This is a genomic window from Pseudomonas sp. AK106 (genome assembly GCF_053903055.1).
In genome coordinates this window covers 1,345,561-1,372,293 of record NZ_CP096426.1, presented here as the reverse complement: position 1 = coordinate 1,372,293, position 26,733 = coordinate 1,345,561, and the positions used below count along the sequence as shown (strand labels likewise).

The 26,733-nt window shown below is 62.0% G+C and carries 24 protein-coding genes; 13 read left to right on the top strand and 11 right to left on the bottom strand.

Going from position 1 to position 26,733, the window contains the following annotated elements:
- Positions 1-340: 340 nt before the first annotated feature.
- Positions 341-1,249 carry a LysR family transcriptional regulator gene (locus M1E04_RS06260; RefSeq protein WP_369319777.1) on the bottom strand — a complete coding sequence of 303 codons (909 nt, stop codon included), beginning with the start codon at positions 1,247-1,249 and terminating at the stop codon, positions 341-343.
- 104 nt (positions 1,250-1,353) lie between these two features.
- On the opposite strand from M1E04_RS06260, the gene M1E04_RS06255 reads away from it, so the two are divergent.
- From M1E04_RS06255 to M1E04_RS06245, 3 genes are all read left to right on the top strand, one after another.
- Positions 1,354-1,953 carry a short chain dehydrogenase gene (locus tag M1E04_RS06255; RefSeq protein ID WP_369319778.1) on the top strand — a complete coding sequence of 200 codons (600 nt, stop codon included), beginning with the start codon at positions 1,354-1,356 and terminating at the stop codon, positions 1,951-1,953.
- A 62-nt stretch (positions 1,954-2,015) separates the two neighbouring features.
- Entirely contained in the window at positions 2,016-2,696 is a 681-nt protein-coding gene (locus tag M1E04_RS06250) for a hypothetical protein (protein ID WP_065992615.1), read from the top strand.
- 113 nt (positions 2,697-2,809) lie between these two features.
- Positions 2,810-4,423, top strand: coding sequence for an NAD(P)/FAD-dependent oxidoreductase (locus M1E04_RS06245; RefSeq protein ID WP_369319779.1), 1,614 nt, complete (start codon positions 2,810-2,812; stop codon positions 4,421-4,423).
- A gap of 127 nt (positions 4,424-4,550) precedes the next feature.
- Here M1E04_RS06245 and M1E04_RS06240 read toward each other — a convergent pair whose 3' ends face one another.
- The 6 genes from M1E04_RS06240 to dinG form a co-directional block, all read right to left on the bottom strand.
- A complete protein-coding gene (locus tag M1E04_RS06240) occupies positions 4,551-5,015 on the bottom strand; it encodes an outer membrane lipoprotein (protein ID WP_192135087.1) in 465 nt (154 codons plus the stop codon).
- A 200-nt stretch (positions 5,016-5,215) separates the two neighbouring features.
- Complete coding sequence (gene pdxH, locus M1E04_RS06235) at positions 5,216-5,863, bottom strand: pyridoxamine 5'-phosphate oxidase (protein WP_410930536.1); 648 nt, start codon at positions 5,861-5,863, stop codon at positions 5,216-5,218.
- A 48-nt stretch (positions 5,864-5,911) separates the two neighbouring features.
- Entirely contained in the window at positions 5,912-7,018 is a 1,107-nt protein-coding gene (locus tag M1E04_RS06230) for an OmpA family protein (RefSeq protein WP_456292560.1), read from the bottom strand.
- 150 nt (positions 7,019-7,168) lie between these two features.
- Positions 7,169-8,317 (bottom strand): serine hydrolase domain-containing protein, encoded by a 1,149-nt coding sequence (locus M1E04_RS06225; RefSeq protein ID WP_456292559.1) that lies wholly within the window; start codon positions 8,315-8,317, stop codon positions 7,169-7,171.
- Positions 8,318-8,393: 76 nt separating this feature from the next.
- Complete coding sequence (locus M1E04_RS06220; RefSeq protein WP_456292558.1) at positions 8,394-10,772, bottom strand: beta-agarase; 2,379 nt, start codon at positions 10,770-10,772, stop codon at positions 8,394-8,396.
- 109 nt (positions 10,773-10,881) lie between these two features.
- Positions 10,882-13,026, bottom strand: coding sequence for an ATP-dependent DNA helicase DinG (dinG, locus tag M1E04_RS06215; RefSeq protein WP_065992603.1), 2,145 nt, complete (start codon positions 13,024-13,026; stop codon positions 10,882-10,884).
- 129 nt (positions 13,027-13,155) lie between these two features.
- On the opposite strand from dinG, the gene M1E04_RS06210 reads away from it, so the two are divergent.
- Positions 13,156-13,620: a CopD family protein gene (locus M1E04_RS06210; protein ID WP_456292557.1), complete on the top strand. Its 465-nt coding sequence runs from the start codon at positions 13,156-13,158 to the stop codon at positions 13,618-13,620.
- A gap of 97 nt (positions 13,621-13,717) precedes the next feature.
- Here the strand turns inward: M1E04_RS06210 and M1E04_RS06205 are convergent, their stop codons facing one another.
- The 3 genes from M1E04_RS06205 to M1E04_RS06195 all read right to left on the bottom strand — a co-directional run bounded on the left by M1E04_RS06205 (position 13,718) and on the right by M1E04_RS06195 (position 16,094).
- A complete protein-coding gene (locus M1E04_RS06205) occupies positions 13,718-14,491 on the bottom strand; it encodes a collagen-like protein (protein ID WP_410930541.1) in 774 nt (257 codons plus the stop codon).
- Positions 14,484-14,759, bottom strand: a complete 276-nt coding sequence (locus tag M1E04_RS06200; RefSeq protein ID WP_065992598.1) for a DUF1145 domain-containing protein — start codon at positions 14,757-14,759, stop codon at positions 14,484-14,486. Before M1E04_RS06200 ends, M1E04_RS06205 begins: the two co-directional genes overlap by 8 nt.
- Positions 14,760-15,392: 633 nt before the next feature.
- Positions 15,393-16,094, bottom strand: a complete 702-nt coding sequence (locus tag M1E04_RS06195; protein WP_065992595.1) for an OmpA family protein — start codon at positions 16,092-16,094, stop codon at positions 15,393-15,395.
- Between the two features lie 244 nt (positions 16,095-16,338).
- Between M1E04_RS06195 and M1E04_RS06190 the strand changes: the two genes are divergently transcribed.
- Positions 16,339-16,836 carry a DUF6231 family protein gene (locus M1E04_RS06190; protein WP_296311734.1) on the top strand — a complete coding sequence of 166 codons (498 nt, stop codon included), beginning with the start codon at positions 16,339-16,341 and terminating at the stop codon, positions 16,834-16,836.
- 10 nt (positions 16,837-16,846) lie between these two features.
- Positions 16,847-17,320, top strand: a complete 474-nt coding sequence (locus M1E04_RS06185) for a YchJ family protein (protein WP_456292556.1) — start codon at positions 16,847-16,849, stop codon at positions 17,318-17,320.
- Between the two features lie 41 nt (positions 17,321-17,361).
- Here the strand turns inward: M1E04_RS06185 and M1E04_RS06180 are convergent, their stop codons facing one another.
- Positions 17,362-17,949 (bottom strand): hypothetical protein, encoded by a 588-nt coding sequence (locus tag M1E04_RS06180; protein ID WP_456292555.1) that lies wholly within the window; start codon positions 17,947-17,949, stop codon positions 17,362-17,364.
- Positions 17,950-18,051: 102 nt separating this feature from the next.
- Here M1E04_RS06180 and M1E04_RS06175 point away from each other — a divergent pair, with 102 nt between their 5' ends.
- The 7 genes from M1E04_RS06175 to M1E04_RS06145 all read left to right on the top strand — a co-directional run bounded on the left by M1E04_RS06175 (position 18,052) and on the right by M1E04_RS06145 (position 26,654).
- On the top strand, positions 18,052-18,537 hold the full coding sequence (locus M1E04_RS06175) for an LEA type 2 family protein (RefSeq protein ID WP_065992587.1): 486 nt from the start codon (positions 18,052-18,054) through the stop codon (positions 18,535-18,537).
- Positions 18,538-18,541: 4 nt separating this feature from the next.
- On the top strand, positions 18,542-18,748 hold the full coding sequence (locus M1E04_RS06170) for an SEC-C metal-binding domain-containing protein (RefSeq protein ID WP_065992586.1): 207 nt from the start codon (positions 18,542-18,544) through the stop codon (positions 18,746-18,748).
- A 122-nt stretch (positions 18,749-18,870) separates the two neighbouring features.
- A complete protein-coding gene (locus tag M1E04_RS06165) occupies positions 18,871-19,515 on the top strand; it encodes a glutathione binding-like protein (protein WP_410934752.1) in 645 nt (214 codons plus the stop codon).
- A 129-nt stretch (positions 19,516-19,644) separates the two neighbouring features.
- A complete protein-coding gene (locus tag M1E04_RS06160) occupies positions 19,645-22,128 on the top strand; it encodes a penicillin acylase family protein (RefSeq protein WP_456292554.1) in 2,484 nt (827 codons plus the stop codon).
- 598 nt (positions 22,129-22,726) lie between these two features.
- A complete protein-coding gene (locus M1E04_RS06155) occupies positions 22,727-23,779 on the top strand; it encodes a ligase-associated DNA damage response exonuclease (protein WP_410928581.1) in 1,053 nt (350 codons plus the stop codon).
- Positions 23,776-25,491, top strand: a complete 1,716-nt coding sequence (locus tag M1E04_RS06150) for an ATP-dependent DNA ligase (protein ID WP_410928580.1) — start codon at positions 23,776-23,778, stop codon at positions 25,489-25,491. The genes M1E04_RS06155 and M1E04_RS06150 overlap by 4 nt, the downstream gene beginning before the upstream one ends.
- 380 nt (positions 25,492-25,871) lie before the next feature.
- Positions 25,872-26,654: a transporter substrate-binding domain-containing protein gene (locus M1E04_RS06145; RefSeq protein WP_065992580.1), complete on the top strand. Its 783-nt coding sequence runs from the start codon at positions 25,872-25,874 to the stop codon at positions 26,652-26,654.
- The last annotated feature ends 79 nt before the right edge of the window (positions 26,655-26,733 follow it).

Here is a 26,733-nt window from a genome sequence, read left to right as displayed (position 1 = left end):
TTACTTGGAAAAGCACCCCAAGTAACCAAGGGTGCTTGCTCTCGGTTGGGCCCGACTTCGTCGGGTTCCTTCACCCAAGTCGCGTTTGGTGGTGTCTGGTCAATCGCGTCCGAAGATCAAGATCAAAAGCTTCCCGGCTAAAGCCGGTCCTACAGGGGTACGCGGTGCCTTTGTAGGACTGGCTTTAGCCGGGAAGAGGCCAGTGGTTGCACCATCAATTTTGAATGTTAAAACCTGCCTGATCGCCCCGCGCTCGACCTGTTGATGATCGTTAATGCATCCCTTGACGCTCTGCGTCAGCTCTGTTGTCGCCCAAACAGCGAAGCCAGTTTTCGCGCCGTCAGAGCGTTTCCAGCACCGCAGTGCTGCGCTCGAACCATTCGGTCAGGTAGTCAGCCATGACCTTCACCCTTCTCGGCAGTCGTCCCTCAAAGGGATGGACCAGGTACAGCGATGAAACCGGCGTCTGGTAATCGCGCAGCAGCCAGTGCAGCCGCCCGGCTTTCAGTTCCTCATGCACCATATAGGACGGCAGGCGGGCGATGCCGGCGCCGACGAGGGCGGCTTTTTTCAGGAGGCCGTAGTGGTTGCTGGCGAAGGTGCCGCGGACGTTGACGCGGGTCAGTTCGTGTTTCTGGTGGTAAGCCCACGACTCACGGCCGCTGTGGTGGCTGTTGAGCAGGCATCGGTGCACGCGCAGTTCTTCCGGCGTTTGCGGGGTGCCATGTTTAGCAAGGTAGTCCGGGCTGGCGCAGGTCAGTTCCTGTAGCGACAGCAACGGCTTGGCCACCAGGCGTTCGTCAATGCCCACGCTGGAGCGTATGCCCAGATCAAAGCCATCACGGCGCATGTCGCGGAAGTGGTTGTTGAGGTCTAGCCCAACCTGCACATCGGGGTAGTTGTGGGCGAATTCGCTGAGCAGGCCTTCGAAAAAAGTTTCCCCCAATGACACCGGCACGGTCAGGCGCACGGTGCCGATCAGGCTTTCGCTCAGGTAGGCCATGGCGTCGCGGACGCGGTCGCGCTGGGCCAGCAGTGCGCGGGCCTCGGGCAGGAGAATGGCGCCCGCCGAGGTCAGGGTCAGGCTGCGGGTGGTGCGATGGAGCAGCGTCACGCCGAAGTTTTTTTCCAGTTTGCTGATGCGCTTGGACAGTTGGCTGGTACTGGTGTCCAGCCATTGCGCGGCCAGGGTGAAGCTGTTGGCCTCCACCAGCATCGCGAACGCGGCCAGGTCGTCCATTTCGCTCATGATTGTTTCCTTTCTGACAAACCGGGATTGCCGTTTAGCCCCTGTATCCGTGGGAAATGGCGACTCACACTGAGCGCCTGATCCATACCAGGGGAAACCGCATCATGAAAATTCTATTGATTGGCGCCAGCGGCACCATCGGCTCGGCGATCGAGAAAGAGTTGGCGCCACGCCACGAGGTCGTTCGCATCGGCAGAACCGGCGCAGACGAGCACGTCGATATTAGTGACAGCGACTCGATCCGCAAACTATTCGAACGGACGGGCCCTTTCGACGCATTGATTTGCGCGGCCGGCAATGTCACCTTCGCGCCGCTCGGCGAAATGACGGGCGATTCCTTCGCCCTGGGCCTGCGCGACAAGCTGATGGGTCAGGTCAATCTGTTGCTGATCGGCCGGGAATTCGCCAACGACGGCGCGTCCTTCACCTTCACCACCGGCATCACCAGCATCGAGCCGATTCGCACCGGGGCGTCTGCCAGCCTGGTCAACGGTGCCATCGACGCCTTCGTGCGCGCCGCCGCCATCGAGATGCCGCGCGGCATGCGCGTCAACTCGGTCAGCCCCAACGTGCTGGTCGCAGCCATGGACAGCTACGCGCCATACTTCCGCGGCTTCAAGCCTGTTCCGGCAGCAGATGTCGCACTGGCGTATGCAAAAAGTGTCGAAGGGCTACAAACCGGACAGACGTATCGCGTCGGTTAATCACCCCTTGTGATGAGCGAGCAGGCTGAGTAACGTGGCGGCACTTGTCTGGAGACCGTCCCATGTCCGCTGCTCGTTCCGCCCTGATGTTTGCCTTGTTGCCCCTGTTTGCCGGCTGCCAGTTGATGCCCCTGTCGTCGAATGACAGCAAGGTGTCGACGGCCGGCATGATCCGCATGCAGGGCACCCTCAGCGGTGACGGCGGCAAACTGTTCTTCGCTCCGTGCAATGAACAGCGCCGCTATGCAGTGACCGACAAGGGCAACACCGGCGTCCTGCAGGAAGCCGCTTCGGTGGTGGACAAGAACGGCAAAGCGTTCGCCGATGTTCGCGGCAACTTCGTCGCGAGCAAGGCCCAGGGCAGTGACGGTCAGGCTGACATTTATCAGCTCTACCGCGTCGAGCGCCCGAGCGGTGCCTGCGAGGACCCCAACTTCAAGCGCCTGACCATTCATGCCAGCGGCAACGGTCCGAAATGGAACCTGAACGCCAGCGGCAAGGGTCTGGTGCTTGAGCGCGAAGGCAAAGAGCCGTTCGCTGTGCCCTACATGGAAGAGCAGATGCCCGAGGGCCGCTTCAACCTGATCACCGACGCCAACAATCAACACGTCGAGCTCTACGTCGCGCCGCTGCGCTGTGTGGACCCGTCGAACGGCTCGGTCCAGCACCTGACCGCCGAACTGCGGGTCAATGGCCAGGTTCAGCGCGGTTGCGCGTACTTTGGCGCGATGCGTAACGATTGATGGAGTGGCGGATGTCGTCGCTCGGGCCACCGCTCCCTGCCCAATGTGGCTTATAATCGCGCGCTCTTGTAGTGCTGCCGGGCCGATCCTGCGGCCCGAAACCGGATCTTTCAATGTTACGAATCACCGAATTCAAACTGCCGCTGGACCATGCGGACGACGAACTGCGCCCCGCACTTCTGCAGCGCCTGGCCATCGGCAGCGACGAGCTTTTGGATTTCACCCTGTTCAAGCGCAGCTACGATGCGCGCAAGAAATCCACTGAGTTGCAGTTCATTTACACCGTCGACTTTCAGGTGCGCGACGAAGCCGCCCTGCTTCAGCGCATGAGCCACGACAAACACATCGGTCCGGCCCCGGACGTGAGTTACAAGATGGTCGGCCACGCCCCTGCCGAGCTGAACCAGCGTCCGCTGGTTGTCGGCTTCGGCCCGTGCGGGATCTTCGCCGGCCTGTTGCTGGCGCAGATGGGCTTCAAGCCGATCATTCTGGAGCGCGGCACGGAAGTTCGTCAGCGCACCAAGGACACGTGGGGCCTATGGCGCAAGAACGTGCTCAACCCGGAGTCCAACGTGCAGTTCGGCGAGGGCGGCGCGGGAACGTTTTCTGACGGCAAGCTCTATAGCCAGATCAAAGACCCTAAATTCATTGGCCGCAAGGTCTTGCACGAGTTCGTCAAAGCCGGCGCGCCGGAAGAAATTCTCTACGTCAGCAAGCCGCACATCGGTACCTTCCGGTTGACCGGCGTCGTCGAGAACATGCGTCATCAGATCGAAGCGCTGGGCGGCGAAGTGCGTTTCCAGCAGCGCGTCACCGATGTGCTGATCGAAGACGGCCAGATGCAGGGCATTGTGCTCGACAGCGGCGAGCGCATCGACTCCCGGCACGTGATTCTGGCGCTGGGCCATAGCGCCCGGGACACCTTCCGCATGCTCCACGGCCGCGGCGTGTTCATGGAGGCCAAGCCGTTTTCGGTCGGCTTCCGCATCGAGCACCCTCAGGGTTTGATCGACCGCGCGCGACTGGGCAAGCACGCCGGTCACCCGAAGCTTGGCGCTGCCGATTACAAGCTGGTGCACCACGCCAAGAACGGCCGTTCGGTGTACAGCTTCTGCATGTGCCCCGGCGGCACCGTAGTGGCAGCAACCTCGGAGCCCAACCGTGTCGTCACCAACGGCATGAGCCAGTACTCGCGCAACGAGCGCAACGCCAACTCCGGCATTGTCGTGGGCATCACGCCCGAGCAGGATTATCCGGGCAGCCCGCTGGCCGGCATCGAACTGCAGGAGCGTCTGGAGTCCCACGCCTACCTCATGGGCGGCGAAACCTACGAAGCCCCGGCGCAGCTGGTGGGTGATTTCATCGCGGGGAAAGCGTCAACGGCGCTGGGCACCGTTGAACCTTCCTACAAGCCGGGCGTAAAGCTGACCGACCTTGCCGACGCGCTACCCGCCTTCGCCATCGAAGCCATTCGTGAGGCGCTGCCCGCGTTCGAGAAGCAGATCAGAGGATTCTCGCAGCACGACGCGATCCTCACCGGCATCGAAACGCGCACCTCCTCGCCCCTGCGCATCACCCGTGGCGAAGACCTGCAAAGCCTGAACGTCAAGGGTCTGTTCCCGGCGGGCGAAGGCGCAGGCTATGCCGGCGGCATCCTGTCGGCCGGTGTCGACGGGATCCGCATCGCCGAAGCACTGGCCCGCGACATATTGGGCATTGCTGGCTAAGCCCAGCACTACCCTCCCCGCCAGCGCGTACTGAAATGCAAAACGCCCCGAATGATCGGGGCGTTTTCATGAGCGGGCATTAGACTCGGCTTCGGGCCAAGCAGCGCTTCAGGACGTGCATCGGCGTTTAGTGGCTGACGCGACTGGTACCGTTGACGGTCATGATGCGAACACGCTCGCCCACACGGAAGATCTCGTTTTCCTGAACTTCCTGCACATAGGCGCGCATGGTGCCGTCGTCTTCACGCACGGTGATCTCGACGCCTTGAGCACGGGTCAGGCCGCCTTCCGCCGCGGAGCCCAGCAGACCACCGGCGACCGCACCGATCACGGCCGTCACGATGCTGCCGCGACCGCCACCGATGGCACTGCCGCCCACGCCACCGACGATGGCACCGGCACCCGCGCCGATCGGAGTTTTGGTGCCTTCAATCTTCACCGGACGCAGCGATTCGATGGTACCCAGGCGTACGGTCTGCACCTGACGAGCTTCGTCGCGCGAGTACGAGTCGCCGGTGAGGCTTGAAGTACAGCCGCCCAGCATCAGCGCCATGGCGGTGAACGAAGCAACCAACAAAGCAGACTTGCGCATAACAGTTATCTCCATAGGAACAGGTAGCCATTAGACTCTGCGACGCCAATCGATGTCACGGCCCTGTACCGATAATTTACGTTTATTCAGGCGTGATACAGCAACACCCCGACGTCTACCTCAGTGGACGACAGCGCCGGAAATTGATTCAAAGAAAAGTGTGACAGAGACGCTGAAGCCGGCTGTTCAAAGACCGGCAATCAGGGCGCAAGGCGCTCGCGCTGCCACTCATCTTCAACTAAACGATAGTTCAGGCGGTCATGCAGGCGGCTTGGACGCCCCTGCCAGAATTCGATGCGATCGGGCACCAGACGATAGCCGCCCCAGTAATCGGGACAGTCAGGCTGGGCGTCCATGAAACGCGCCTCGGTGGCTTTGAGCAAGCCCTCGAGCGCTTCACGGTCGGCAATCACCCGGCTTTGAGGCGATGCCCAGGCACCGAGGCGGCTGCCGAGGGGGCGTACCTGAAAATAGGCGTCGGATTCTTCGTGGCTGACCTTGGCCACGCGGCCTTCAATGCGCACCTGACGTTCCAGCGTGGGCCAGAAAAACGTCATGGCGGCAAAAGGACGTGCATTCAACTGCTGGCCTTTGGCGCTCTCGTAGTTCGAAAAGAACGTGAATCCCTGAGCGTCCAGACCTTTGAGCAGCAGGACCCGACAGTGCGGGCGGCCGTCGGCGTCGACGGTCGCCAGCGTCATGGCGTTGGCCTCGACCGGCGCCTGTTCGGTTTCGACCGCTTCGTTGAACCAGCGATGAAACAGTGCGAAGGGTTCTTCCGGAGACTGGGCTTCGGTCAACCCTTCGCGGGCGTAGTTACGACGCATATCGGCCAGACGCTGGCTCATCACTGCCTTCCTTAATCGAGATCCGTGAACAGAACCCCGATCTTAACCTCAGTTGCCGGCTTGAGCATCCGGCGCAGGTTTTTTGGCCGCAGCTTTCGCAGGCGCTGCCTTGGCTTTCGCCGGTGCAGCTTTCTTCACAGGTGCTTTTTTGGCCGCAGGCGCTTTGGCTGCGGAAGCCTTGGTCGCCACAGCTTTCTTCACCGGTGCGGCCGATTTGGCAGGCGCCGCAGCCTTGGTCGGTGCAGCAACGGGTGCAGGGGCCGGCGCGTTGGCAGTTTGCACGGCCAGCAGGGTCGGTGCTGGCGGCAAGTTGTACTTGGCCATCTGGGCAACCATGGTGTCTTGCGGGGTGAGGATGATTTCCACACGACGGTTGAGTGCGCGACCCGGCACGCTATCGCTGGCTGCCCGGGGCATATCGGCGCCCATGCCACGCAGGCTCAGACGGTTACGCTGCAGGCCGCTGAGGCGGAAAATCGCCGCGACCGACTGTGCGCGCTGCTGGCTGATCTTGAGATCGGAATCGCTGGCGACATCGCTGTGGCCCAGCACCAGAACGGCGGCGCGCGGGTCGACTTCAACGATCTTGGCCATGCGGCTGATCGGGCCGAGATTGGTCGGCAGGAGCATTTCCGGGCGCTTCGGATTGAAGGTGCTGTCGACCGGCGCGGTCACCACGAGGATGTCGTCACGGCGCTCCAGCTGGAACTGGCTGTCCTTGATCGCTTCGCGGACTTTCGGCTCGTTCAGATCCAGCCAGGCCTGGGTCACTTTCGGGTCGACTTTGGGAACAGCAGGTGCGGCGTCTTTTTTGGCGTCGGTTGCACCGAACGGCCACCACCACTTGTTGGCGTCGCCGGCCTGGGCAACGGCCGGGGCTGCAGCCGGTTGAGTGGCGGCGATTTCCGGTTTCTTCTCGGTTTCGCCATGGTCAGAGCCGAACGGCCAGTACCAGCGCGTACCGGTTTCGGTCTGAGCTTTGGCCACTTGTGCAGCCGCCGGGCTTGGCGCCGGGGCTGCAGGAGCGGCATCGGCGCCCTTGCCTGAACCGAACGACCACCAGTGGTCATTGCTGGCCGACTGATCCTGAGGGGTTTGCGCACAGCCGGTGACGGCGAGGCAGATGGCGAATGCGAGACTTTTGTTAGCTGACATGGGTGACCCACATGAATAATTGATCAGAAAATGAACGAAGCAGCGCTCATATAACACGCATAAAGACTGTTTTGGAAAAAGAAACCGCCCTACGGCTCCGTTATTCAGATTTAACTGACAGTCGGTAGAACAAGCACTTAACGGCGATAGTTATTGCAAACACTCACCAAGCACGCGCACCAGTTGCTGCGCGCGCGGATCCATGAGCACGTAGGGACCGAGGGTGTTGGTCACAAACCCAAACGCCACATCGCGCTCGGGATCAGCGAAGCCGACCGAGCCGCCTGCGCCGGGATGGCCAAATGCCTTGGCGCCCAGCCCGAACGTGGCGTTAGGCACCGTCGGTTGATCGAGCATGCAGCCCAGACCGAAGCGGGTCTGGGTGAGCAGCGTCTTGTCCTGCCCAATGCTGTGCTCACGGGTCAGTTCGTTGAGCAGGTCGCCGTCCAGCAGACTGCCATCCAGCAAGCCGCTGTAAAAACCGGCCAGACTGCGTGCGTTGCCATGGCCATTGGCGGCAGGTTGCTGCATGCGCCGCCATTCCGGCTTGTTGGTGCTGGTCATGATCGACGGCGGGTTGGTGAACGCCCGCGCCGTCATGGAAGCAGGCTCGCGCATCGTGGTCTGCAACAGGCGCTGCGCGGACTCATCACCTACATTGCCCTTGCCCCTGGCAATGTGGGCGACACGATGAAATTCTTCATCGGCCAGCCCGACATGGAAATCCAGGCCCAAGGGCCGCGAAATACGCGCAGCGATGGACTCGCCCGGACCGCGCCCGTCAGCACGACGAATCATCTCGCCCACCAGCCAGCCATAAGTAATGGCGGCATAACCGTGGCCCTGCCCCGGCGTCCACCAGGGTTCCTCGGCAGCCAATACGCTCGTCATGGCCTGCCAGTCATAAAGCGCTTCGGCCGGCAATATTTCACGGATCGCCGGAAGCCCGGCCTGATGGCACAGCAACTGGCGCAGCGTGATGGATTGTTTGCCGTTGGCGGCGAACTCGGGCCAGAGACGCGCCACGGGCTCATCGAGATTCAGCTTGCCCTCGCCCACCAGCTGCAACGCCGTGACGGCAGTAAACGTTTTGGTGCAAGAGAAGAGATTGGCGAGGGTGTCGCTGTGCCAGACTTCGCCGCCATCCTTGTCTGCCGTGCCGGCCCAGAGATCCAGAACCGTCTCCCCGCCGATCTGCACGCACAGCGAAGCGCCACGCTCCTGCGGATCGTCGAACAGCGCGGCGAATGCCTCGCGAACGGCCTCAAACTGAAGCTCGAAATGGCCTTGAATCTTCACGGTCTGGCTCTCCGGTCGGGCTGCAAAAAAATGGCGCACATTGTTCCAGCGATTGGGCGCTTTGGGAACCGTCCGGTTAAGGGCGCTTGCCGATCACGTCCACGACCTGTCCGTTGGCCTTGCGCACCGCCTCGACGAAGCCCGAGTACGGCACGTCGGTGATACCTACCAGTCCGAGATGGCCGTTTTCACCGTCGAGCAATCGGCCGGTGACAGGCTGATCCAGGTACTGGAACCAGTGCACACCGACAATGGAAGGCTCGGCCAGCGCGCTCCTCAGGAAATTGGCATACGCCGGGCCGCGATCTTCTTCACGCGGCACTTCGAGCACCCCGCCCCAGAACGGCCCACGATCACGAGAGCCAAAGTGAAACTCACTGACCAGCACAGGCTTGTCGAGGACGTGCAGTTTTGCAAAGTCCACGCCGTCCTGGGGTTTGAGCGTATAGAAGTTGAAACTCAGCACGTCGCAGAACTTGGCGCAGGCTTCGACCGCCTCAGGGCTGGTGACGCCAAAGCGCCCGCCGAGCAGGAGATGGTTCGGCGCATGCCATTTGAGCGCGTCGGAAATGGTTTTGAAATAGGTCTCGGCGAACACACGCTGGAAATACCTGAAGTCGTTTTCGATCTCCGGGTGCTCTGCGCTGGGCAGCGGCGGCTCGAAGCCAGGGTCTTCCATCAACTCCCACGCTGCCAGGTGAATACCCCACGCCTTGGACAACCCCTCTTCGTTGCGGTACTTGTCGCGCAACTGCTTGAGGAAGGCACGCTTGGCCGGCACATCGGTGGTCAGCTTCAGCGTGCCGTAGGCCAATGCGTAGCGATCCTTCGGAGCGTTGCCCGGCGCAGCCCAGGCCAATTCGTTATCGGCGAAGTAACCGATCAGGTACGGGTCATCACGATGGTCGCGAGCAGCGATGGCGACGGCCCGCTCGGTGGCCATGGCAAAACGCGGATCGAACGGATCAGGCATGCCGCCCCACCAATCCAAGCCGGTGCTGATACTGACGTAGTCGCCAACGATGGACAGCGGCAGTGTGTAAGGCACGCGTTCCTTTTTACTGCTTTCGAGGTTTTGCAGCGCGGGCTCGCTCCAGTTGCCGACGGTGTTGAAACCCCAGGCCTGCAAGCGTTGCAAGGTGTGATCAACCCAGCGCTTGCGGTCGACGATCACCGGCTTGCATTCGACTGCAGGCGCAGATGTGGCGGGCTTTTCAGGCTGAGGCGCTGGCAAGGTCTGACCGTTAGCGCTGTCGCCAGTTGACGCGGTCGTTGCTGCTGGAGTGGCTGCAGTGTTGGCTGGCGTTTCGTCTTCGTCGTCCGCCGGATCAACAGGCTTGGAGACTTCAACGCACTTCGGCACGCCGTAGGTACGCTGCAGATTTGCACCATAGAAGTCGAACCAGCGGCCCTGATCGAACTGCCGGTTGCGGTTGGCACCCGTCTCGCGGTTGTCGTCGCCCTTGCCGTAGAACGCGGCGAGTGGATCGTCGCTGCCGGGCAGGCCGGTGAACATGGTTTCCCGACCCTCGACGTAGGTCTGGCTGTCGTCAGCGGAGATGGCATTCACGCCCAGGGAGTAGAAAGGATGGCCCTCTGGCGTCACCAGATACCAGCGCTCGTCGCGCTTCTCGGTGCGGAAAAAGCCCTTCGCTTCGAACGCCGGTCCGTTGAGCAAGCCGCCGTATTTATCGTGGGCCGGCCGGTCTTTCAGCCAGCTTTGCAACTGTTGCTGTTCCTTGCCCGCCAGTGTCTTGAGCTGCTCGTCGCTGGTGACCTTCTCCGGCCACTTGCCTCGGGTGAACTGACCGTAACCGTCGACCAGGTTGCCGTAGGCAGCGGTTAGCAGGGCATCGCCCTCTTGCACGCCGAACTTCTCGATCAAGACGGACTGGGCAACGTTGGGCTGAGACAACGACACGGTGACCGATGAAACCTCAGCGCTGTTCAGGTCACCTTGGGTGTTGGCCAGCAACACGCGCTGTCCCTCGTAAACCCACGGCATCGGCGGACCGGCGCGCATGCCCTGGGTCAGCGGCGAACTGGCCTTGAGCGGCAGCACCAGGGTCTGCGCCGGGCCGGCAGGCAGGTCGATGCGGCTGGTGAGGACTTTGCCGTCGCGGCTTTCGATCTGCACGTACACCGTCAATGCCCAGTCCATCGCGCTCTGCAGGCGCAAGGTCATGGCGCTGTCGTGGCTCCAGTCCCAGACGCCGGTCTGCGGGGTCAGTCGCAGACTGGGTTTGGCGACCGGATTGAAAACGACTCGGCGCAGCACTTCGCCTTCGGCCGTCTGTTCGGCGTTGGCCTGGGGAAACCCGGCATCTTGGGTGGTGACCTTCACCACGTCGGCGGGCCGGACGAAATTGAACAGCGTCTGCTGAACGTCAGGCGCGGCGTGGGCCATGCCCGCGCACAGCGTGGCAAGGATGGCGGACAGTGAACGGCGAATCATGTGATCTGAAGCTCCTTGATCATCTGAGGCCCGGAGCACAAGGGGTTGCGCGCATCAGGGCGGACCGAATCTAAGACCCGGTCATCCGTGTTTCATTTGCAACACGGGTTCAGGAAATTTCGCGCCGGAATGGCGGCAGTGCGTTGAGGATGGCTTTGCCGTAGCGCTGGGTCACGACCCGGCGATCCAGCAGCGTGATGATGCCGCGGTCCTGTTCGGTGCGCAGCAGACGACCGCAGGCCTGGATCAGGCGCAACGAGGCATCGGGAACAGCGATCTCCATGAACGGATTGCCACCCCGGGCTTCGATCCATTCGGCGAGCGCAGCTTCGACCGGATCATCCGGCACGGCGAAGGGAATCTTGGCGATCACTACGTGCTCGCAGTAGGCGCCCGGGAGGTCGACCCCTTCAGCGAAGCTGGCCAGACCGAACAGGACGCTTTCATCGCCACCGTCGACCCGCGCCTTGTGCTTGTTGAGGGTTTCCTGTTTGGACAGGTTGCCCTGGATGAACACCCGCTTGCGCCAGTCCCGCTCCAGCCCGTCGAACACTTCCTGCATCTGTTTGCGCGATGAGAACAGCACCAGCGTGCCTTTGGAGCCTTCGACCAGATTCGGCAGTTCGCGGATGATGGCGGCCGTATGTTCGGCCGCGTTGCGAGGGTCGGCTTTCAAGTCCGGCACGCGCAGCACGCCTGCGTCGGCATGGTGGAAGGGGCTCGGCACCACGGCGGTGACGGCGTCCTTCGGCAGCCCGGCACGCATGCGAAAACGGTCGAACTTGCCCAGCGCGGTCAGGGTGGCGGAGGTCACCAGCGCGCCGTAGGCAACGTTCCACAGGTTGCGGCGCAACATTTCGGCCGCCAGGATCGGGCTTGCGTTGACCTCGATGTCGAACAGCGAGCCGCTGTCGGCGAGGGTCAGCCAGCGCGCCATGGGCGGGCTGTTTTCCGGATCTTCAGCGGTGAAGGCGGTCCACAATTCCCAGTTGCCGTGGGCGCGGGCCAACAAGCTGCCGAACAGCGGGTACCACTCTTCCGCCTGATGGCTGGCGATGCCGATGTTGACCTCGCCGTCCATGCCTTCTTTAAGCAGCTCGGTCAGGCGCGTGAACAGGTCGTCGAGCCGGGCGAAGCCTTTTTTCAGCTCGATGCCCATCTCGCGCATGTGTTCGGGGACCACGCCGCCGACGAAGCGATGCCGCGGACGCTCGCGGCCTTCCATGTCTTCGCCTTGCTTGAAGTCGGCAAGCTGCTCGCAGGCCGTGAACATAAACTGCTGCTGGGTCTTGATCTCCCGCGCCAGCTCGGGCACCTGCTCGATCAGCTTGCCCAGGTCGCCCGGCAGCGGGTGCTGGGCCAGCAATTTGGTGAGGTTCTTGGCGGTTTGCTCCAGCCAGTCGGCGGTGGAGCGCAGGCGACTGAAATGAGCGAAGTGACCGATCGCCTTGTCTGGCAGGTGATGGCCTTCGTCGAATACGTATAGGGTGTCGCGGGGATCGGGCAGGACCGCACCGCCTCCCAGCGCCAGGTCAGCGAGGACCATGTCGTGGTTGGTGACGATGACGTCGACTTTGCCCATGCCCTCGCGGGCTTTGTAAAAGGCGCACTGCTGGAAGTTCGGGCAATGGCGGTTGGTGCACTGACTGTGATCGGTGGTCAGCCGCGCCCAGTCCTGGTCGGCCAGTTCCTGGGGCCAGCTGTCTCGATCGCCGTCCCATTTGTTGCCGGCGAGTTTTTCGATCATGGTGGTGAAGAGCTTCTGGCTGGCTTCATCCACTTCGATCTTGAAGCCTTCTTCTTCGAACAGCTGTGCGGTCGCGCTCTGGGCGTCGCCTTCCTGCAGCAGCATGTCGAGCTTGGACAGGCACATGTAGCGGCCACGGCCCTTGGCCAGCGCGAACGTGAAGTTCAAGCCGCTGTTGCGCATCAGGTCGGGCAGGTCTTTGTAGACGATCTGCTCCTGCAGGGCGACAGTCGCGGTGGCAATGACCAGGCGCTTGCCGGCAGCCTTGGCAGTCGGAATGGCTGCGATGGCGTAGGCAACGGTTTTGCCGGTGCCGGTCCCCGCCTCGACCGCCACCACGGCGGGATCACCCGAACGGCGGCCTTCTTCGTCGGTGTCGACGTCGCCCAGCACCTTCGCCACTTCAGCGATCATCAGGCGCTGGCCGTAACGAGGCTTGAGGCTCTTGGCTTCGAGGAAACGCGAGTAGGCGCCCTGAATCTGGGATTTGAGTTCGGTGCTGATCATGGGCTGGGTCGTTGGCTCGGCGTCACGGGTGCTGAATGAAAACACGAAAACCGCTGGATATATCTTCAGTAGTCGCAGCGGGCGGCTATCATACCGCGCTAATTCTTTCTGCGCAGATCGGAGTTCTCGATGTCACCTGTAGCCTTTGTCTACGCCTTGCATGTGCTGGCAGCGATTGTGTGGGTAGGAGGAATGTTTTTCGCCTGGATGATTCTTCGACCGGCGGTCATCGCCGCCCTTGAGGGCCCGGCCCGGCTAAAGCTGTGGCTGCAGGTGTTGCCGCGTTTCTTCGTGTGGGTCTGGTGCGCGGTGATCATGCTGCCGGTGACCGGCATTGGCATGATCAACATGAATTTCAGCGGCTTTCAGACCGCGCCCCGCTATGTGCAGGTGATGATGGGCCTGTATGTGGTGATGGTGGCGTTGTTTCTGCGCGTTTCGACGCTGAACCTGCCGCAGTTGCGCAAGGCTGTGCTCGCCGAACAATGGGCGGATGGCGCGGCCGCGATGACCGGCATTCGGCGTCTGGTGGGGATCAATCTGATGATAGGGGTGGCCGTTGTGGCGATCGCTGCCATCAGGCCAATGTTCTGATGTGTGGGGAAGAACCTGCTCCCGAAAGACTGGTACACCCGCCAGGCATTCAGCGGTTTAGATACCGTCTTCGTGAGCAAGCTCACTCCCACAACGCTTATAAGTTGCGAACCACGATAGCGCCCGCCGGCCCTGCTGCACCGGACTGACCCTTGTCGCCGTTCTTGCCGGACTTGGCGCCGTCAGCGCGATAGACCACGCAGCCTTTGGACGCGCCGCCTTTGCCGCCGCGACCGCCGTCGCCGCCAATGCCACCGGCACCGCCTTGTACGTTAACCTTGATGCGCTCATTGCCGAAAGTCGCTGGCAGCTCTAGACGAACGAGCGCACCGGGCGCGCCGTCACGGCCGTTGCCGCCATTGTCGCCGTCGATCCCGCGACTGGCGGAACCCCACGTGCAGCCCGGATCGATGCCGTTGCCGCCATCGAGGCCGATGTAACCGGGCGAGCCTGCGCCGCCGCGGGCGTCGACGTAGAGCTGGTCGGCGTTGAGTTGTTCGATCCGCAGGTTGAGGTTACGGCCTGGGGTCGGCGGTTTTTCGAAGGTGCCCGGGGCGCCCCGCGCGGTGATTTCCGCGCCGCCGCCGAGGTCGCCCTGTTTGACTTGCAGGCTGAATGCCTCGGCGCTCGGGACGATGGCGATGCGTGATTCATGGCCCATGACAAGTTGGCCGACTTTGACTTCGGTGAGGCCGGCCGGGATCAGGAGGGTGCCGTAGTCGGCCACTTCGAGTCGGTCCAGTTGCAATACGCTGGTTTTGGACGGCAGGCGCATGAGCGAGTGGGTTTCGACGGAGATGGTCTGGGCCATGATCCAGGGGCTGCTCAGGGCGGACAGCAGGCCTGCCGTCATCAGCATCGCGTTACGCATGGTGTACCTCCGCCAGTGGGCGTTTGAATGTGTTCAGGTGGAATAGGCCGAAGAGCAGAATCTTGAGGCGATCGCGCCAGGGATGGGGGCGGCCGCGCAGGCTGGCGTTGTAGCTGATCAGTTCGATGAGGTGGACGAGCAGCAAGAGGCCGCCGGCCAGTTTGAACAACAGGTCGAAGGGGTGTGGCATGGCGATGGTCAGGCTGGTGATTATCAGTAGCCAGAATGCTGTTGTCAGTACTTTCCCTGTTCCCCAAATCACACTCATGTGGTGCCTCTGCTGTTTTTGGTTTTGTGCGGTGAAAACGGTTTGCGCACAGTACGGGGAGGCGCGGGACTATGCCAGAGGCAGGTTTCAAAAGTTGCTCGCGTTCACAGGCATGGATTCGGTGAATATCCGTTATTTGTGTTTGCCGGGATTATGGTTCCGCCCTTACGGCGGGTCACTTTTTCCAAGAGCCGAAAAAGTAACCAAAAAGGCCCTGCTCCTGGTTTGGCCCCTCGTGCCTCGGGGTTCCTTCACTCCGACGACGCTCCGTGGGCCCGCGCCGAACGGACATCCATGTCCTGACGGCGCTCTCGCGGCATCCATGCCGCTCGGCCCACTCCGCGTCGTCTGCGTTCAGCCTGCACCCAAGTCGCGATTGGTGGTGACTGGGCTTTTTGTGTACGAAGATCAAAAGCAACGGCAACGGCAACGGCAAAGGCTTTCCGGCTGAAGCCGGTCCTACGAAAAGCAGCGCGTGCAGTCCGTGGGACCGATGTCGTCCCATGTAGGACCGGCTTTAGCCGGGAAGGGGCCCGTCTGGACAATGGTTTTCTTGAATAGGAAGCCGAATTCAAGAAATAGAAAAGCCCCGGGTTTCCAGGCCGGGGCTTCCTCTATGGCTTCAACCTTGTCTCAGCGGTTGATTTTGATCTCGACGCGGCGGTTCAGGGCTCGGCCGTCGGCGGTTTTGTTGTCGGCCACTGGGCGGGCTTCGCCGTCACCTTCGACGGACACGAACGAGGCACGCGGGATGCCGGCACTGACGAGGTAGTCGGTCACCGATTGCGCGCGTTTTTGCGACAGTTTCTGGTTGTAGGCGTCGCTACCCACGCTGTCGGTGTGGCCGCTGACGTGGAGTTGCACGTTCGGCGCTTCGGTTTTGAGTTTGGTCGCAACCATGTCCAGTTGCTGTTTGTCACCCGGTGTCAGGGTGGCTTTGTTGAACTCGAAGTGCACGTCACGGATGGTGATGATTTCTTCTTTCGGCAGCACCACCGGCGCGGCCATCGGTTCAGGGGCCGGTGTCACGATCGGGCAACCGGTGGCATCGACCGGGGTGCCTTTCGGTGTGTTCGGGCATTTGTCCATGCTGTTGAGGACGCCGTCTCCGTCATCATCGCCGTCCCCGTGGGTCCAGCAATATGCGCCTGCCATGACGCCCACCGCAGCACCGAAGCCTGCCGCCACCGACGCGCTCTGGAAGGCGCCGATCGCAGCGCCACTCAGCGCGCCCCCGGCCGCACACAGAGGCCAGTCGGTCTTTTGCAAACCCGCACATCCCGTCAATACACTGGTCACCAGAATCAGAGGTAACGCTGTCCGAATCATGCTCATACGTTTCTTCTCCTTTGGTATCGGCTAAAACCGACTGAAATGCAGTAAAGACGCGTGTGGGGCCGTTCGCCACCCGGATGACGGGGGTTTTACCGGATTTCACCGCACAACTCGGGCTCTTCTGTGGAGAACAGCCTTCCGCCTTCACTCCGTACGCATCGTTGTAATGCGAAATGAAAGCCTGCAAGCACTAGGCCATTGAAGTTCAGCACGCTAACCTTGCCCGCCTGAACGAGGATCTCCAATGACCGACCCCTTCTCCAGCCGCACGCCGCAACAGGCCTTGGCCGCCCTGCTCGACCTCTATGCGCCGAAGCGTTTGCTGCTGGTTGGCGCCGAGACTTTTCCGGCGTTGCAGGCCTTTCAAGAAGCGCATCCGCAGACCGAGCTGGCCCACGCGGGGCCAGGTCTCTTACCCGCCGACCTGGCCGGACAGCGCTTCGATCTGGCGCTGGTGGTGGACTGCCTTGAACACATGCCCAAACGTACGGGCCTGGAGTTGTTGGGCGGCATCCGCAACCTCAATGCCAGCCGCATTGCCGTGCTGGCGGATCTTGATGCCTGCGGTTGGCAGTCCACGGATTTCTACTCGCTGGCACTGCAGGCCAGTGAACGGTTTTCCCGGGATGAACAAGTGCTCACGCTGTTCACCTACGATCTGCGCGAATACAAACAGGTGCCGGACTGGCTGAACGCGAAGTTCTGGGCCAATCCGGAGAATTACGGCAAGTACTGGTGGTGAGAAACGCATCATGAGCAGCGCAATATGCCCTTGCGGCAGCGGCAATCTTCTCGACGGTTGCTGCGGTCGCTATCACGCCGGTCAGCCCGCGCCGTGCGCCGAAGCGCTGATGCGTTCCCGCTACAGCGCTTATGTGCTGGGGTTGGTGGATTATTTGCTGGACACCACATTGCCGGCGCAACAGGCCGGGCTGGACCGTGACGCGATCAGCCAGTGGAGCGCCCGGAGCACCTGGCTGGGTCTGGAAGTCGAGGGTGCGGAGTTGATCGGCGGTCAGCCTGAACATGCATTCGTGACCTTCACCGCCCGCTGGCACGATGCCGACGGCGAGCATTGTCACCGCGAGCGCTCGGCGTTCGTGCAGCATGACAGACGCTGGTATTTCATCGACCCGACAGTGTCGATCAAAGCCGGTCGTAACGACGCCTGCCCTTGCGGCAGTCAGCAGAAATTCAAGAAGTGCTGTCCGGCTTATCTCACCTGACCTTTCAGCGACGCCAGTCACCACTCAGCGACAGGCAGTCCTCAGGCCAGCCTGATGTGGGAAACGTCCGGCACCAGCGCGTGCTCAACCGGCTTGTCCTGACCCAGATCAGCGCCGGCCGGTGCCAGGCTCAAGCCGGACAGGTCAAGCTGCGGCGCACGCGCCGGCATCTTCGGATCCTGCACGTCCTGGCCCGGTTCGGAGAGCGAGAAGTCCGGCGCCTCGACGTCCACAAATGCAGCCATGTACACATCGCGCGGCTTGACGCTGGCTTTGCGCGGCGGGGTGGCGTCGTTGGGCGGCGTCAGGCTTGACGCCTTGCGCGTCCAGGTCGGCTCGTCCGGCGGCGGCGCCAGTTCAACTTCTTCCACCTCGACCAGACCCGGCGCCTCAACGACCGGCACCATCGACACAACCTGGGCCATGGCCCCGGCGCGTTCGAGGGTCGAGCGGTACTTTTCGGCGGCGGCCTCATCGAGGTTGTTTTTCAGCACCAGCCGACGGCCGGAGAACAGCAACGCGATGCGCTGAGCGTCCGCCTGGAACAGCTTTGCCAGGTTGGCCTTGACCAGATCCGGCTGCGCGCCGGGCACCAGTTGGCCGGAAAATACGATTTCGTAGTGCTGCATGGTCAATACTCCTTCGACACATGGCGCGAGTATGGCGCAGGCTGTAGAGAACGGCGAGTCACGTGAAGTGGCGGTCAGACCGGGCATAAAAGGGAGCGACCCATGATGTTTGCAGCACACGTCCTCAGAATCGCAGGCCTCTTCGCGCTCCTGGCGCTGTCGGGCTGCTCGACCTGGATAACCGGCGGCTTCGAAGACCCCGACGTCAAGCTGCTGAAGGTGGAAGTGGTCAAGGCCAAGTTGCTGCGTCAGGACTTCAAGCTGCGCTTTCGGGTCGACAACCCCAATGACTCCAGCCTGTTGGTCCGCGGCCTGCGCTACAAAATCCTGCTCAACGACATGTTGCTCAGCGAAGGCGTCTACAGCGACTGGTTCATCGTCAAAGCCAACAGCCACAAAAACTTTTCCGTGCCGATCCGCACCAATCTGTGGGAACACCTCAAGGACATCTCCAAGGTGCTCGGCAAAGCCAATCAGCCGGTGCATTACCGGTTGGAAGGCAAGCTCAAGACCGGATTTTTATTCGGACACAGCGTGCGCATCGGGCGCAATGGCGACATAATCCCCGGCGATTTGATTCCGGAGTAACCCCATGAACCAGCAAGCCCACGTGCACGGCCCCGATTGTGACCACGATCACGACCATCACGATCACCACCATGACCACGGCCACGTGCACGGCCCGCATTGCGGCCACGCGCCTCAAGAGCCGGTCCGCAACACGCTCAAGGACGTCGGCCGCAACGACCCTTGCCCTTGCGGCAGCGAGAAAAAATTCAAGAAGTGCCACGGCGCCTAACGCTCTCGGATGCTTCCACGGCCTGAATCTTCAGGCCGTTTTTATTTGTGTGATCGACGCCCGAAGGGGTAAAAGAGCTCAAGCCTTAATGGCAGTCGTGATGACTTCACCTGGAGCGCGCAATGATCGATCTGCACTACTGGACCACCCCCAACGGCCACAAAGTCTCGATTTTCCTCGAAGAAGCGGGCCTGCCGTACAAAATTTTCCCGGTCAACATCGGCGCGAACGAGCAGTTCGAAGCCGATTTTCTGAAGATTTCCCCCAACAACAAGATCCCGGCCATCGTCGACCACGAACCTGCTGACGGCGGCGAACCGCTGAGCCTGTTCGAGTCCGGCGCGATCCTGCTGTACCTGGCCGAGAAGACCGGCCGGTTCATTGCAACGGACCTGCGCGGCCGCGAGGAAACCCTGCAGTGGCTGTTCTGGCAAATGGGTGGCCTGGGCCCGATGGCCGGTCAGAATCACCATTTCAACCGGTTCGCCAAAGAGAAGATTCCCTACGCGATCAAGCGTTACGTCGATGAAACCGCGCGCTTGTATGGCGTGTTGAACGAGCGTCTGGCCGATCGCAGCTATGTGGCGGGCGAGGACTACGGCATCGCGGACATGGCGATCTATCCGTGGATCGTGCCCCACACGTTTCAGGAGCAGAACCTGGATGACTTCCCGCACCTGAAGCGTTGGTTCGAGACGGTCGCCCATCGCGATGCAGTGAAGCGGGCCTATGCGCTGGCCGACAAGATCAATCCGCCGAAGCCATGAACGGACAGACGCCGCCTTCACCGTGGAGCGAAAATCGCGAAAATAAACTCCCTCCCCCGGCTTGCGTGGCGCTCGCCTGCTCTCTAACGTAGCGCCTTTTCTACGCACACCCCCCGCAGGAGCTTCATCATGGCCTCGCCAGCCCTTTCAACTCTGAAAACGCGCATGAGCGCGGCCGCTGCCATGATCGGACTTCTGAGCCTGGCCGGTTGCCAGCTGGGGGGTGAAGACCGCGACAGCCTGCCGCCTGCCAGCGGGGTGTTTGCCATTAAAGGGCTGGCGCAAAACGTCTCGATTCGCCGCAACAACCTGGGCATGCCGCTGATTGAGAGCAGCACGTTCCATGACGCGCTGTTCACCCTCGGCTACGTTCACGCGACCGACCGCATCACCCAGATGATGCAAATGCGCTTGCTCGCCCAAGGCCGGCTGTCGGAAATCGCAGGGCCGGGCGCCCTCGACCTCGACCGCATGATGCGCGCCGCCAACCTCAAGCAGACTGCCGGCCAGCTGTATGCCGCCTCCTCGCCGCGCCTGAAACGCTTCTTCGAGGTGTACGCGCGGGGCGTCAACGCCTACTTGTTCCGCTATCGCGACAAGCTGCCGGCTGACCTCGCCGATTCGGGTTACAAGCCTGAATACTGGAAGCCGGAAGACTCGGCGCTGATTTTCAGCCTGCTCAACTTCAGCCTGTCGGTGAACCTGCAGGAGGAGATTTCCTCCCTGGTGCTGGCGCAGAAAGTCGGGCAAGACAAGCTGGCCTGGCTGCTGCCGACCTATCCCGACGAGGAGTTGCCCTTTGCTGAAGCCGACAAGCTCAAGGGCCTGAATCTGGGCAGCCAGCTGGCGGGCCTGAGCGATCTGGACAAAGCGGCGCTGCAGCTTTCCGACCTCAACCTGCTGGGGGTTTCGGCGTCGAATAACTGGGTGATCTCACCGCAACGCGCGCGCGCTGGCAAAAGTCTGCTGGCCAATGACAGTCAACTGGCGCCGACTGTGCCGTCGATGTGGAATTTCGTGCAGATCCGCTCGCCGAAATACCAGGCCGCCGGCGCGACCGTTGCGGGATTGCCGCTGGTCTTGTCCGGCTTCAACGGCAAACTGGCCTGGGGCATGGGCCCGGCAATGGGCGACAACCAGGACCTGTTCCTGGAGAAGCTCAAGCGCGAAAACAACCGCCTGATGGTGATGGCCGACGGCAAATGGGTCGCGGCAGGCGCCCATGAGGAAACCTACTTCGTCAAAGGCCAGAGCCCGGTGCGCGAGCCCGCGTACGAAACACGCCATGGTCCACTGCTCAACGCAAGTTCTGCGCAGTTGGCCAGCGGCCTGGGCATCGCCCTGCAGACGCCCGATGCCAGAGACGACAAAACCCTCGATGCCCTCTTCGACCTGACCCGTGCGCCGAACGTGCAGCGGGCCTTCGACACCACTCGGGAAATCCGTGCCATCACCCTGAACATGGTGTTCGCCGATGCGTCGAACACCGGCTGGCAGGTGACCGGCAAATACCCGAACCGGCGCGACGGGCTCGGCCTGATTCCTTCGCCGGGCTGGGACGGCCGGTTCGACTGGGACGGCTATGCCGACGCGATGCTGCATCCGTACGATCAGGATTCGCAACAGGGCTGGATCGCCACCGCCAATCAACGCACGGTGCCGAAAGGCTATGGCATGCAGCTCTCCAATTCCTGGGATTATCCGGAGCGCGCCGAACGCATCGCCGAACTGGCCAACGCCGGCAAGCAGGACACGCGCAGCACCGTCGCCATGCAATACGACCAGACCACGACCTTCGCCGCCAAACTGAAGAAAATGTTCTCCGCGCCGGGCATGTCCGCGCCTTTGAAACAGGCCATTGACGCCCTGCCCGCGCCAGAGCGCGACAAAGCCCGTGATGCGTTGACCCGCCTGATGGCGTTCGACGGCCGACTGTCGCCGGGTTCGGCGGATGCGGCGATTTACGAATTGTTCCTGCAAGAGAGTGCCCGCCAGACTTTCCTCGACGAACTCGGCCCGGAAACCAGCCCTGCCTGGAAAGCGCTGGTGCAAAGCGCGGACCTGTCCTACTCGCCCCAGGCCGATCACCTATTGGGCCGCGAAGACAGTCCGTATTGGGACGACGTGAAAACGCCGCAAAAAGAAGACAAACCCGCCATCCTCGCCCGCAGCCTGGCCGCTGCGATCACCGTCGGCGAAGCTCAACTCGGCGCCGATGACAAAGCCTGGCAGTGGGGCAAGTTGCACCAGATCACTTGGACCGCCCAAAGCGCCCAACTCAGCGCGGCGCTGGGGGGCAACAAGGCAAACGTGATCAAAGGCCCGATCGCCACCGGCGGCGACCACACCACCCTCAACGCGTCGGGCTTCCACTGGGGCCAGGACTTCAACGCCGCCGTCGTCCCGGCCATGCGCATCATCGTCGACTTCGCCCAGCAGGAACCGATGATGGCGCAAAACGCCGCGGGCCAATCCGGCAACCCCGCCAGCCCGTACAACGCCAACGGCATCGACCCCTGGATGAAAGGCCTCTACATGTCAGTGCCGATGCAACCGGAAAACTTCGAAAAAGCCTACGGCAAACAACGCCTGACGCTGACGCCCGGGAAGTAAATGGCCGAGCCATCCGGGATGACGCGGAGCGTCCCGGGATGCATTCCCACGCAGAGCGTGGGAACGATCAGTGTCAAGGCGCAAAAATAGACGTCGCTCAACCCGGCCCCTTCCCGGCTGAAGCCGGTCCTACCAAGAAATCGCATGCATCCAGTGAGATTGGCGCCGACTGTAGGACCGGCTTCAGCCGGGAAGCCGTTGATCTGCATCTGCCTTTGATCTGCTTTTGATCTTCATACGCAAAAGGCTCAAACAACGCCAATCGCGACTTTGGTGCAGGCTGAACGCAGGTCTCGCGGAGTGGGCCGAGCGGCATGGATGCCGCGAGAGCCGCCCCCCGCCATGGATGGCGGATGGCGGCGGGCCCACGGAGCGAGACCGGAGTGAAGGAACCCTGAGGAACGAAGGGCCAAACCGAGAGCAAGCACCCTTGGCTGCTCTTTAGAACAGAGAGGGGGGTGCTTTTCCAAGTAACTCGGCGAAGCCGAAACAGTCGAGCCGTTAGGCCGACGCTCTTGATCTTGATCTAGCGTCAAAACCCCGAACTTCTGCGCCCCGCCACCGCTCTACCTGACAAGTCCCCAAACCCGGTTAACCCATGGATCTCGTCATTGCCCGCCCCGAAGGCCTCTACTGCCCGCCCGGTGATTTCTACATCGATCCATGGCGCCCGGTCGAACGCTCCGTCATCACCCACGCCCACGGCGACCACGCCCGCACAGGCAACGAACACTACCTCGCCGCCGCGCCCGGCGAAGGCATACTGCGCTCCCGACTGGGCCAGGACATCAACCTCCAGACCCTCGCCTATGGCGAAAGCATCACCCACCACGGCGTCAAACTCAGCCTCCACCCGGCCGGCCACGTCCTCGGCTCCGCCCAGGTCCGCCTCGAATACCAGGGCGAAGTCTGGGTGGCCTCAGGGGACTACAAAGTCGAACCCGACGGCACCTGCGAACCCTTCGAACCCGTGCGCTGCCACACCTTCATCACCGAATCCACCTTCGGCCTGCCGATCTACCGATGGCAACCCCAGGCGGAAATCTTCGCCGGGGTCAACGAATGGTGGCGCGCCAATGCCGCCGCCGGCAAAGCCAGCGTCCTGTTCGCGTACTCATTTGGCAAAGCCCAACGCATCCTCCACGGCATCGACCCCAGCATAGGCCCGATCCTCGTCCACGGCGCCGTCGAACCGTTGAACCGCGTCTACCGCGAAGCCGGCGTGCGCATCCCCGAAACCCACTACGCCGGCGACTTCAAAAAAACCGACCCCGCGTTGCGCAGCGCCCTGATCGTCGCGCCACCCTCCGCCGGCGGCAGCACCTGGATGCGCCGCTTTGGCGAATTCAGCGACGCCTTCGCCAGCGGCTGGATGATGCTGCGCGGCACCCGACGCCGGCGCGGCGTCGACCGAGGCTTTGCCCTCTCCGACCACGCCGACTGGCCCGGCTTGCTCTGGGCCATCGAAAACACCGGCGCTGAGCGAGTGATGGTCACCCACGGTTCAGTGGCCGTGCTGGTGCGCTACCTGCGCGAACTGGGCCTCGACGCCCAAGGCTTCAGCACCGAATACGGCGACGAAGAAGACGACGCAGCGGCCAAGACCGAATCTGCACCCGGCCCCGAATCGACAGGCGAGGCCTCCTCATGAAGGCCTTCGCCGAACTCTATTCGGACCTCGACGCCACCACCTCCAGCAACGCCAAGCTGGCGGCCATGCAAGCCTACTTCAGCAACGCCGCCCCCGAAGACGCCGCGTGGGCGGTGTACTTCCTGGCCGGCGGACGCCCACGGCAACTGGTGCCGACGCGCATGTTGCGTGAGCAGGCACTCTTATTGTCCGGCTTGCCGGAATGGCTGTTCGAGGAGAGCTATCAGGCGGTCGGCGATTTGGCGGAAACCCTGTCGCTGTTGCTACCCAAAGCCGAGCACAGCTCCGAAGAAGGCCTGGCCAGCTGGATGGAAAACCATCTGCTGCCCCTGCGTGGTCTGCCTCCGGAAGAGTTGCTCGAGCGTCTGCCGACGTTCTGGTCGCAACTGGACCCGCAAAGCCTGATGGTCTGCCTGAAGCTGATCACCGGCAGTTTCCGCGTCGGTGTTTCGAAGCTGCTGGTGACACGGGCCCTCGCGGCCTTGGCTGATATCGACAGCAAGCGCGTGGCCCAGCGACTGGTGGGTTACACCGATCTCTCCCATCGCCCCAGCGCCGAGGGCTACCTCAAGCTCATCGCCGAAGAATCGGCCGACGAACACGCGCAACGCGGTGGCCAGCCCTACCCGTTCTTCCTCGCCCACGCGCTGCAGCAGCCGGTCGATCAGTTCGAGAATCTGCTGGGCGCCGCGGAAAACTGGCAGGTGGAATGGAAGTGGGACGGCATTCGCGCCCAGGTGGTCAAGCGCGAAGGTCGGCTGTGGATCTGGTCGCGGGGCGAAGAACTGGTCACGGATCGCTTCCCTGAACTGCACACCCTGGCTCAGTGCCTGCCCGACGGCACCGTCATCGATGGCGAGATTGTCGTCTGGAAAGCCGCGACGCCGGAGAATCCGGAGAGCGGCGAGTTCGCGCTGGACACCCCTGCGCCCGGCACACCTGGCGAAGCGACGCCGTCGGTACAACCCTTCGCTCTGCTGCAGCAGCGGATCGGCCGCAAAACCCTGGGCAAGAAGATTCTGGAAGACGTGCCGGTCGTCGTGCTGGCTTACGACCTGCTGGAATGGGAAGGCCACGACTGGCGCAGTCGCCCGCAACATGAGCGCCGCACGCAGATGGAAAAAGTCATCGCCAGCGCCCAGAGCCCGGTATTGATGCCGTCCCCCGTGCTGACCGGCACTGACTGGCTCGACCTTGGCCGGCAGCGCGAGGCGTCCCGCAGTCTCGGTGTGGAAGGCATGATGCTCAAGGCACGGGACTCGATGTACGGCGTCGGGCGCACCAAGGACATGGGCGTCTGGTGGAAATGGAAGATGGACCCGTTCAGCGTCGACGCGGTGCTGATCTACGCCCAACGCGGTCACGGCCGCCGCGCCAGCCTGTACAGCGACTACACCTTTGCGGTCTGGGACGGCCCGCCGGAATCCAGCGAACGGACGCTGGTGCCCTTCGCCAAAGCGTATTCGGGGCTGACCGACGAAGAGATGCGCAAAGTCGATGCAATCATCCGCAAGACCACCGTCGACAAATTCGGCCCGGTGCGAAGTGTTACCCCGACCCTGGTGTTCGAGCTGGGCTTCGAAGGCATCGCCCTGTCGAAACGGCACAAAAGCGGCATCGCGGTGAGGTTTCCCAGGATGCTCCGCTGGCGCCTGGACAAGCCCGTTGCCGAAGCCGACAGCCTGGCGACGCTGCAGGACCTGCTGGCCTGAGCACCGTCGCGGTGCGCGGGCCTGGCTTCGGTCCGCGTCGAATGCGCTGAAATGGGGCGCGCTGAAAAACGCACCCTCTCAGCGACAAGCCCCGCCAGGCGTTTCGAATCTCCCCTCCATCACAACAAGCGCCGCTGGTGACCCCAAAGGCTGCAACTTTTTCGCCCACTCTCAACGGGATACGGCTACTCTGCCGATGCCTGCGGGGCCTCAAAAAAAGACAAAAGATGGCGCTAAGTCATCATTGCGACAACTCCGTACATTTAAAACGCGCGTTCGTTTCTTTGGTTCGGAAATTGCTGTCTATTTGCGGTCTGGCTTTTGCCGGTAGCAAGCCTTCGCGTGTTCCCAACGCTCAATTTGGTTTTAAGGACTGAACGATGAAAAAAGCATGGCTGACCCTTTCCGCTCTCGCCATCTGTCTGGCCGCCGGTAACGCAATGGCCAAGGAGTACAAGGAGCTGCGTTTCGGCGTCGATCCTTCCTACGCGCCCTTCGAATCCAAAGCCGCCGATGGCAGCCTGGTAGGCTTCGATATCGATCTGGGCAACGCGATTTGTGCTGAATTGAAGGTCAAGTGCAAGTGGGTCGAAAGCGACTTCGACGGCATGATCCCAGGTCTCAAAGCCAACAAGTTCGACGGCGTGATCTCCTCCATGACCGTGACCCCGGCCCGCGAGAAAGTCATCGACTTCTCCAGCGAACTGTTCTCCGGCCCTACCTCACTGGTCTACAAAAAAGGCTCCGGCCTGAGTGCTGACACGGCCTCGCTCAAAGGCAAAACCGTGGGTTACGAGCAAGGCACCATCCAGGAAGCCTACGCCAAGGCCGTTCTGGACAAGGCTGGCGTGAAAACCCAGGCCTACGCCAACCAGGATCAGGTCTATGCCGACCTCGTTTCGGGTCGTCTGGATGCCTCGGTTCAAGACATGCTGCAAGCCGAACTGGGCTTCCTGAAATCGCCACAAGGCGGTGACTATGAAGTCAGCAAGCCTATCGACGATCCCCTGCTGCCAGCCAAAACCGCAGTCGGCATCTCGAAAGGTAACAAGGACCTGAAAGCACTGTTGGACAAGGGTATCAAAGCGTTACACGACGACGGCAAGTACGCCGAGATCCAGAAGAAGCACTTCGGCGATCTGAATCTGTACAGCGGTAAATAAGCAAACAGACGCCCGTTGATTTCAGCCAGAATCCGTCGCTGAAGTTCACGGGCGTTTTTATTGACTGTATAGGTTGCAC

Excerpts from the sequence above, each read along its gene's own strand:
- M1E04_RS06260 (WP_369319777.1), bottom strand. The coding sequence starts at position 1,249 with ATGAGCGAAATGGACGACCTGGCCGCGTTCGCGATGCTGGTGGAGGCC.
- M1E04_RS06255 (WP_369319778.1), top strand. The coding sequence starts at position 1,354 with ATGAAAATTCTATTGATTGGCGCCAGCGGCACCATCGGCTCGGCGATC.
- M1E04_RS06250 (WP_065992615.1), top strand. The coding sequence starts at position 2,016 with ATGTCCGCTGCTCGTTCCGCCCTGATGTTTGCCTTGTTGCCCCTGTTT.
- M1E04_RS06245 (WP_369319779.1), top strand. The coding sequence starts at position 2,810 with ATGTTACGAATCACCGAATTCAAACTGCCGCTGGACCATGCGGACGAC.
- M1E04_RS06240 (WP_192135087.1), bottom strand. The coding sequence starts at position 5,015 with ATGCGCAAGTCTGCTTTGTTGGTTGCTTCGTTCACCGCCATGGCGCTG.
- pdxH (WP_410930536.1), bottom strand. The coding sequence starts at position 5,863 with ATGAGCCAGCGTCTGGCCGATATGCGTCGTAACTACGCCCGCGAAGGG.
- M1E04_RS06230 (WP_456292560.1), bottom strand. The coding sequence starts at position 7,018 with ATGTCAGCTAACAAAAGTCTCGCATTCGCCATCTGCCTCGCCGTCACC.
- M1E04_RS06220 (WP_456292558.1), bottom strand. The coding sequence starts at position 10,772 with ATGATTCGCCGTTCACTGTCCGCCATCCTTGCCACGCTGTGCGCGGGC.
- dinG (WP_065992603.1), bottom strand. The coding sequence starts at position 13,026 with ATGATCAGCACCGAACTCAAATCCCAGATTCAGGGCGCCTACTCGCGT.
- M1E04_RS06210 (WP_456292557.1), top strand. The coding sequence starts at position 13,156 with ATGTCACCTGTAGCCTTTGTCTACGCCTTGCATGTGCTGGCAGCGATT.
- M1E04_RS06205 (WP_410930541.1), bottom strand. The coding sequence starts at position 14,491 with ATGCGTAACGCGATGCTGATGACGGCAGGCCTGCTGTCCGCCCTGAGC.
- M1E04_RS06200 (WP_065992598.1), bottom strand. The coding sequence starts at position 14,759 with ATGAGTGTGATTTGGGGAACAGGGAAAGTACTGACAACAGCATTCTGG.
- M1E04_RS06195 (WP_065992595.1), bottom strand. The coding sequence starts at position 16,094 with ATGAGCATGATTCGGACAGCGTTACCTCTGATTCTGGTGACCAGTGTA.
- M1E04_RS06190 (WP_296311734.1), top strand. The coding sequence starts at position 16,339 with ATGACCGACCCCTTCTCCAGCCGCACGCCGCAACAGGCCTTGGCCGCC.
- M1E04_RS06185 (WP_456292556.1), top strand. The coding sequence starts at position 16,847 with ATGAGCAGCGCAATATGCCCTTGCGGCAGCGGCAATCTTCTCGACGGT.
- M1E04_RS06180 (WP_456292555.1), bottom strand. The coding sequence starts at position 17,949 with ATGCAGCACTACGAAATCGTATTTTCCGGCCAACTGGTGCCCGGCGCG.
- M1E04_RS06175 (WP_065992587.1), top strand. The coding sequence starts at position 18,052 with ATGATGTTTGCAGCACACGTCCTCAGAATCGCAGGCCTCTTCGCGCTC.
- M1E04_RS06170 (WP_065992586.1), top strand. The coding sequence starts at position 18,542 with ATGAACCAGCAAGCCCACGTGCACGGCCCCGATTGTGACCACGATCAC.
- M1E04_RS06165 (WP_410934752.1), top strand. The coding sequence starts at position 18,871 with ATGATCGATCTGCACTACTGGACCACCCCCAACGGCCACAAAGTCTCG.
- M1E04_RS06160 (WP_456292554.1), top strand. The coding sequence starts at position 19,645 with ATGGCCTCGCCAGCCCTTTCAACTCTGAAAACGCGCATGAGCGCGGCC.
- M1E04_RS06155 (WP_410928581.1), top strand. The coding sequence starts at position 22,727 with ATGGATCTCGTCATTGCCCGCCCCGAAGGCCTCTACTGCCCGCCCGGT.
- M1E04_RS06150 (WP_410928580.1), top strand. The coding sequence starts at position 23,776 with ATGAAGGCCTTCGCCGAACTCTATTCGGACCTCGACGCCACCACCTCC.
- M1E04_RS06145 (WP_065992580.1), top strand. The coding sequence starts at position 25,872 with ATGAAAAAAGCATGGCTGACCCTTTCCGCTCTCGCCATCTGTCTGGCC.